Origin of the sequence: Chryseobacterium sp. HMWF035 (assembly GCF_003094695.1) — a bacterium.
Classification (GTDB): domain Bacteria; phylum Bacteroidota; class Bacteroidia; order Flavobacteriales; family Weeksellaceae; genus Chryseobacterium; species Chryseobacterium gambrini.
Genome location: NZ_QEHP01000070.1, coordinates 1 through 7,681, shown reverse-complemented (window position 1 = coordinate 7,681; position 7,681 = coordinate 1). Strand labels below are relative to the sequence as shown.

The following is a 7,681-nucleotide window of genomic DNA, read 5'->3' as shown; positions in this document are numbered from 1 at the left end:
TTGGAAATCAAATAGTTAAATTAAAAAAAACATTATTCAAAATAATAAAAAAAATCTTCCGACCATGACTACGGCAAAGCCGCCGCAGCCGAAACTAAAGAAATGAGCTCAGACAAATGCTGCAATCGAGGCTAGGACAACGGAACCTTTATAATTTGCAGCAAAATTAGTACTCATTCGTCAGAATGACAGCTCATATTGCCTGAAAATCGACTTCGGAAGCTGAAGCGTTAAGAAAATGAATCAGATGAACGTTAAAAAAATTCTACTGTCTGAGCGCGACAGAATTTTAAACTGAAGAACCAATTTACCATTCGCGCGAGTTTTAGAATTTTTAGAGCATAGGATTCATTTTTAGCATTCAGCTTCCCGGTCTTGAATTTTTGTTTCTTTTGTTTCAAGACAAAAGAAAATGTTATAATAAAAAAGCATTTAGATTCTTCCTTTTTCAGAATGACACGGGCATTGCTAAAAAAGTATTGAACTTTATTCAAGATAAAAGAAAAATATTTAGAATAGAATTCAACATTTAGATTCTTTCAGAAGACAATTCGTACCGTTATTTTAATTCAACACAAAAGAAAAAGAAAAGTAATTTCTTATCTTTGTTCCTTATGGAAAATATGGACGCAACACAAGATAAAAGGTTATTTCTCATCGATGCTTATGCGATGATTTTCAGAGGATATTACGCATTAATCAGAAATCCGAGGCTTACAAGTAAAGGTCTGGACACTTCTGCCATCTTCGGATTTACGAATTCTTTAATTGAACTGATCAGAAGAGAAAAACCAACTCATTTGGCAGTGGTTTTTGATGTAGGAGAGGCAAGTATAAGAACGGAAGACTTCTCAGATTATAAAGCGAACCGAAGCGAAACGCCTGAAGCCATTAAAAATGCGATTCCATACATTCACAGGATTTTAGAGGCAATGCACATTCCCATTTTGGGAGTTCCGGGATATGAAGCAGATGATGTAATCGGAACCATTGCCTGCAAAGCAGAAAAAGAAGGCTACGTCACATTCATGGTAACGCCGGATAAAGACTTTGCACAGCTTGTAACCGATAAAATCAAAATTTATAAACCGGGACTTAAAGGTGGTGACATTGAAATTTTAGGCGTTGAAGAAGTCAAAGCCAAATACGAAATTGAAGACCCGAAACAGGTAATCGACTTTCTTGCGATGATGGGAGATGCAGTCGACAATATTCCCGGACTGGAAGGCGTTGGTGAAAAAACAGCCATGAAATTCCTGAAAGAATTCGGAAGCATAGAAAATCTTTTAGCCAACACCAATCAGCTTAAAGGAAAGCTGAAAGAAAAAGTGGAAGCTTCAGCCGAAAGAGGAATTTTATCCAAAAAATTAGCGACCATTATCTGCGATGCTCCTGTAGAATTTCATCAGGAACAGTACGATCTGGAAACTCCTGATTTTGAGAAAGTAAAAGAAGTTTTTGAAGAAATAGAATTCCGGAGATTATACGAAAACCTTTATCGTGCTTTTGCTCTGGCTGCAGCGCCAAATGTGGTTACAGAAGTAGAAGTAACCGTTACGGAAACAACTCCTCAGCAAAAAGTTGCACAGGCAGTAGGACAGTTGGATCTTTTTGCCACTTATGAAGATCTCGATCAGGCAACATCCACAAAATCGACGATTGAGCAGAATGATCACCTTTATCAGTTTGTAGATAATCCGAAAGCACAGAAAATTTTAGTCAATAATTTATTAAAACAAAAAGTAGTCTGCTTCGATACCGAAACCACCTCTCTTAATGAACTGGAAGCCGAATTGGTCGGGATGAGTTTTTCCTACAAAAAAGGATTGGCGTATTATGTTCCTTTATCCGAAGATCAGGGAGAAGTTTTACAGACACTGGAAATTTTCAGACCGTTTTTCGAGAAAGAAGATCTGGTAAAAGTAGCGCACAACTTAAAATTCGATTATAAAATCCTTAAAAGATACGATATTACGGTAAAAGGAGCCATGTTTGATACCATGATTGCGCATTACCTTTTAAATCCGGACGGAAGACACGGGATGGATTATCTTTCGGAAGTTTACTTAAATTACAAACCTGTTTCCATCGAAACCATCATCGGTAAAAAAGGAAAAAAACAAGGCATTTTCCGTGATGCGGATCTCAGAACGCAGACCGATTACGCTGCAGAAGATGCAGACGTAACTTTCCAGTTGTACGAATTGTTTGCGCCGCAGCTTAAAAAAGAAAATTTAGAAGACTTATTCTTCAGTATAGAAATGCCTTTGATGGAAGTTTTGGCAAAAATGGAACTGGAGGGAATTTCTCTTGACGAAAAATGGCTGGCTCAGGAAAGTATTGATCTTGAGAACGATCTAAGACAACTCGAATCCAAAATATTTGAAATTTCAGGGGAAGAATTTAATATGAATTCTCCAAAACAGCTGGGTGAAATTTTATTTGAAAAAATGCAGCTCGACCCGAAAGCGAAAAAGACAAAAACCGGACAGTATGCAACTTCGGAAGATGTCCTTCAAAAACTGTCTTCAAAGCACGAAATCATCAAGCATATTCTGGAATACAGAACCTATCAGAAATTAAAATCAACCTACGTTGATGCATTACCGTCACAGATTGAAAAAACAGACAACCGTGTTCATACCAATTTTTCGCAAACTACGGCTGCAACAGGTCGTTTGGCGAGTGTAAACCCGAATTTACAGAATATACCGATCCGAACTCTTAGAGGTCAGCAAATTCGTGGTGCGTTTGTTTCAGCAGAAGGAAAGAAAATTATTTCTGCCGATTATTCCCAGATCGAACTGCGTCTGATTGCCGAAATTTCCGGGGAAGACAATATGATTAAAGCATTCCAGAACGGGGAAGATATTCACGCTTCTACCGCGGCGAAACTGTTCAATATTCCATTGGAAGAAGTTTCCAAAACACAGAGAAGTCAGGCAAAAACCGTAAACTTCGGAATCATTTACGGACAGGGCGCTTTTGCATTGGCAGAGCAGACCGGACTTTCAAGAACAGAAGCCAAACAAATGATTGAAGCCTATTTTGAAACCTATCCAAAACTGAAAGAATACATGGCGGAACAGGTAAGAAAAGCCCGTGAAGTCGGTTATGTGGAAACACTTTTAGGCAGAAAACGCCATTTAAAAGACATCAATTCCAATAATTTTGTCGTTCGCGGTCACGCGGAACGAAATGCAGTGAATGCTCCTGTTCAGGGAAGCGCAGCAGATGTGGTAAAAATGGCGATGATTAAAATTCAGAAAGAACTGGAAAAGGAAAAATTGCAGACAAAAATGCTGCTTCAGGTGCATGACGAATTAATTTTTGAAGCCCCGATTGATGAGGTGGAAGTTGCCAAAAACATCATTAAAATGGAAATGGAAAACGCCGTTGAAACGCAGGTTCCGCTATTGGTTGAGGTTGGAGTAGGGAATAACTGGCTGGAAGCGCATTAATATTAAAAAATTCTGAGATGCTTCGGCAAGCTCAGCATGACATCGCTACGAATGAGCCGCTAAAATAAGGTAGTTAGTATTAGAGATATCCTGCTGAGTGTGTTGAAGCATTTTTTCTCAAACAATTAGTTTCAAATGTAAGGCTTAGAAAAAACTCAAACTGTGAAAAAAACAAAACTATATATTCTTACTGCATTTTTTATTATTGTAATTTCTTCTGTTTTCTTTTTTAATTTACGTGAAAAAGAACATAATGAAAATGGCTCCGAAGTGAAAAAAATTACTAAGGAAACAAAAGAATATGTAAAAGAAGATTCTCTTATTGTTTTTACAAATTTTGTTAAAGATTTTAATTCTCATAAAGCTGAAAATATCGATAAATACATTGATGCTGATTTAGGAATGATGCTTTTTTATCATGACGGTCCATATCCTATTCTGAGAATAAATTCTACTTTAGAAGATGAAATTGACTGGTTTAATCAGGATGTTTTTGAAAATGTAAATTTTACAGATTCTCCCATTTATTTAGGCGATTGTGAATTTTCTAAAACAGGATTTTTCGTTAAACAAAATAAAGGTGATTTTTCCTTAAGAGATTTTGATAATACATATACATCACATTCAGAATCATTTTTTAAAGAAAACAGAAAACTTGAAACATCCTGTAATTTTTTTGCGATAGGAATTTCAAAAAATCAGGGTGGGACTTATCATTTTTATTTTAGACTTGAAGGAAAAAAACTTACGCTTCTAGGATTAAGTACAGAATCGGTTAGTGATTATTTGTTTGCAAATCCTAAGGCAGCATTTATTCCATTTAATAATAAAAGTGATATCGAAAATTATTTTAGAACTCAAAAATTATTCAGAGATAAAAATCAGAATGCTTATATCGACTTTGATAAAAAGGAAATTACTTATTATGATTTTCCGGATGATCCTTTTGTATTTGAATATTTCGAGATGGGTGAAATTCAAAATGATTCTGATAAAATAAAATCTGTAGAATTAATTTTTTATCCTGATAAATCAAACAAAGAAAACGGGTTTTTTACTTATTTTTCGAATAAAGGATCTTTTGTGGTTCCGCCAATGGGAGTGCGACCGCCTTATTTTTATGAACCTGTAAAATAATAAATTTTCTATATCAAACCTTTCCCTTTCATTTCCTGATAAACCAGTCCCAGACAGCTTTGTCCTTCCGTATTTTCGTCCCAGTACATATCATGAACTTTGATGCTGTAGAGCATAATAAAATCAATAATGCTGAATTTTCCGATAGGATAAACCTCATAGTTGATATTAAACGGCTTATTGGAAGCTCCTTTGAAAGAGATTTCAGAGTCTCCGGCAATTCCGTCTTTTCTGAAGTTGGAACCTAAAGCATCGGCTGCAGAGTACACATTCAACCACTGAAGCTGATCTCCGGGTTGGGTTTGGCGATTGTTGTAAAATTCAGGATAATAAGAATTTACAAATTCATAAGGCGTTCCGATAGTAACGATGGCTTCGCAGTATTGTAAAGCGTTTTTAGAGGCTTTTACACCATAAGGAAAGACATAGTCCAACGCAAGAACACTTCCGAAACTGTAGGCGTGAAAATGAATTTTACAGCCTTTTTCGTTTTCCGTAATATAATCTACTAGATGTTCTAAATTTCCCTGAATCAGTTGTTTTTTTGATCCGTGCTGTAAATAATCGTTGGCGCAGACAAAATTGGTGGCGAGATCTGTGATAATGGTATTGGCGTTCGGAACAAGCAATACCAAGAGCGCTGTAAATAAAATAATCAGTTTAGAAAACCAGTTAAAATCTATACCAATATAGCGTTTATTAGGAAGATCAATAAAAATTCCTTTCATCGAAATATATTTCAGGTCTCCGATGGGAATCTGCTTCCTCAGTTCAGTCATTTTTCCGCTTTCCTTTGAGAAAAACTGACCTGTAGCTTCGAGAACGGCAGGAAACATCAGAACTAAAGAAAGCGATAAAATTAAAAATATGGAGAAAACATACATTAACTGTCCCGGTCTTGAATAGTTTTGGGGAATAAAAATCCGTTTGATGATTAATGGAAATTTCCTGATAACCAATGCGAAAAGCCAGAGACTTTTGTAAATAAGCGTCCTTCCTTTGAAATCCTCGGTGAGAATTTCGTTGTACTTAAAATCGTAAAATTTGTAAACAGGATTTTCGGGTGATTCTTTTTCGAAAATGCTTACAACGGTACTTTCCCTGTTTTTGCTGTAATGGATTTTTTCGATTTTGGTCTCATACTGGTAACCATTTGTATTGAAATTGATTTCATTTTTTAACCGTTCTGCATAATTTTCAACCGAGTTACTTTTTGAAATTCCCAATCCGGATATATAGATTCCTATTTTCATGGCTGAGCGTTTTTTAAGAAGTAAAAATTAGATGAAAGGATGAATTAAGCATCCGTCCTGTATGACGATAAAAAAGAAATAATTTATCCTGAATTTTCAGATAACTGATGTTGAGATAATTTCATGTTTATAGTTTTTAAGGTTATTAAAATCAATTTAAATAACTGATTGTTAGTTTGTTTTAAATTTAACGATTTTTTCTTAGAAACTAGATTATTAATGAAAATTATTTTTGAGTAGATAATTCGGCTAATTTCAGTTTGTTGATTTCACTCTGCATTTTACTTTCCCAGCTTTTTCCATTTCTTTTTTCTAAGTACGGTTTTACTGTTTCGATATATTTTTCCTGAGCTTTACCATCAATTTCGTCTACAATGCAGCCTGTATTTTGGCTTCGGACTCCATATTTTTGTTGAATGCTGTCAATTTTTATATCAATTTTACGGTCATTGTTTGGTAATTCAAATCCTCCGGTAAATCTAAAAGTAACCTGATCATTTTTAATGTCTTCTTTTGCCTGTTGAATGTATTCATTTTCACTTTTCGTAATCGCCTTTCGGGTATTAAAGAAAGTGCTTAGATTATAATAACCTATCCATAAAAGCATTATTCCGCACAAAATGGTAAAAGTCAGAAGAAATCTGTTTTTAGGATTTAAATTCTTAATTCTGACATGGCTTATTAACCATGAAATAAGAACAAAAAAAGCAATAATAAAAAGAAGATAATGCGGCTGACTTTCCGAAATAACGGTCAGGAAATCAAACTTTATCGGATAAAGAATAAGATAATTTCCTAAAGTATAAACAACGATAAGCAGGGATAAAACAGCTATATTGATGCGAAGTAACTTTTTAGAAATCATCTTATTAAGTTATGATAAAGCAAAAGTAAGAAAAGCGGTAAACATAATTCCGCTGATCAGTAAGATAAAAATAGCTGACTTTTTTATATCTTCCAGTGTTCTGCCTTCTTTTAAAATCAGTTTTCGGAAATCTCCTGAAATTAAGGTGAGTAAAGCTGTAGTAAAAAGTAATCCCAATGCTGTACAGACTCCCTTGCCAAAAGGGGGTTTTTCATTGTTTCCTAAAAAGAACGGAATAAAATCATATAAAAAAAGAGCATTCCAAACTACTATAACAACGATTTTCACAAAAGGTTTTAATGGAAATCCGCCCTGTTTTTGCTGTTGAACGATCGTTAAATCTTTTTCGGTTAAAGGAAAATTAGTTTTCTCCAAAAATCCGGTCTTTTTAATTTCGCTGATTACAAATTCAGGATCTGTCATTGTCCAGAACACAACGTGCTGATTGTAGTTTTCAACTCTGTGCAGAATTTTGATACCTTTTCCGATGAAGGGAACCGAAGAATAGGGTTTTATCGAAATAATATCCTGTGGCTGAAAGATAAGATTTCCTGCCAGTGAGGCATTTATTTTCAGGGTATTTTCGTCTACGTATAAATTTGCGAAAGGGTAGGTTGCATTGGCTCTGCCGATTCTCGCGCCGCCTGTGAGGGAGAATGTTTTCATTTGTGTGTTTTTAGTTTTTTCTGATGGATTTTTTTATAAAAGAAAGTATATGTCTTTTTATACTTCGTTTTAATTCATCTTCATTAAATACAAATTTCTTCCACGTAGCTAAATTTGGATGAAGTTCTCTTTTTTCTTTGTAATATTCTGTATTTGTATCAATAAGCTTTGTTTATAAATCTCATATTCATCAGAATTTATAAAATTCAGATAATGATTATATTTAAAATTAATATATTCTTCATGACTGAAAATTTTAGAATCGATCAAATTTCCCTCTTGAATAGTTAGTATTTCAT

General features: G+C 34.6%; 6 protein-coding genes. 2 read left to right on the top strand and 4 right to left on the bottom strand.

Features of this window, described 5'->3' with window-relative positions; all coding sequences use genetic code 11:
- The first annotated feature begins 623 nt into the window (after positions 1–623).
- Together polA and DD829_RS11360 are read left to right on the top strand one after the other, a co-directional pair.
- The gene (gene polA / locus DD829_RS11365) at positions 624–3,461 is read left to right on the top strand and encodes a DNA polymerase I (protein ID WP_116547754.1); all 2,838 of its coding nucleotides are present in this window, start codon (positions 624–626) and stop codon (positions 3,459–3,461) included.
- A 162-nt stretch (positions 3,462–3,623) separates the two neighbouring features.
- A complete protein-coding gene (locus DD829_RS11360; protein ID WP_108410593.1) occupies positions 3,624–4,598 on the top strand; it encodes a hypothetical protein in 975 nt (324 codons plus the stop codon).
- Between the two features lie 8 nt (positions 4,599–4,606).
- On the opposite strand, the gene DD829_RS11355 is transcribed toward DD829_RS11360, so the two are convergent.
- From DD829_RS11355 to DD829_RS24110, 4 genes are all read right to left on the bottom strand, one after another.
- Positions 4,607–5,851, bottom strand: a complete 1,245-nt coding sequence (locus DD829_RS11355; protein WP_108410592.1) for a hypothetical protein — start codon at positions 5,849–5,851, stop codon at positions 4,607–4,609.
- A gap of 226 nt (positions 5,852–6,077) precedes the next feature.
- Positions 6,078–6,716, bottom strand: a complete 639-nt coding sequence (locus DD829_RS11350; protein ID WP_108410591.1) for a hypothetical protein — start codon at positions 6,714–6,716, stop codon at positions 6,078–6,080.
- A gap of 9 nt (positions 6,717–6,725) precedes the next feature.
- Positions 6,726–7,382: a hypothetical protein gene (locus tag DD829_RS11345; protein ID WP_108410590.1), complete on the bottom strand. Its 657-nt coding sequence runs from the start codon at positions 7,380–7,382 to the stop codon at positions 6,726–6,728.
- 108 nt (positions 7,383–7,490) lie between these two features.
- The coding region (locus tag DD829_RS24110; RefSeq protein WP_228408172.1) for a hypothetical protein at positions 7,491–7,681 on the bottom strand (191 nt) is incomplete at its 5' end.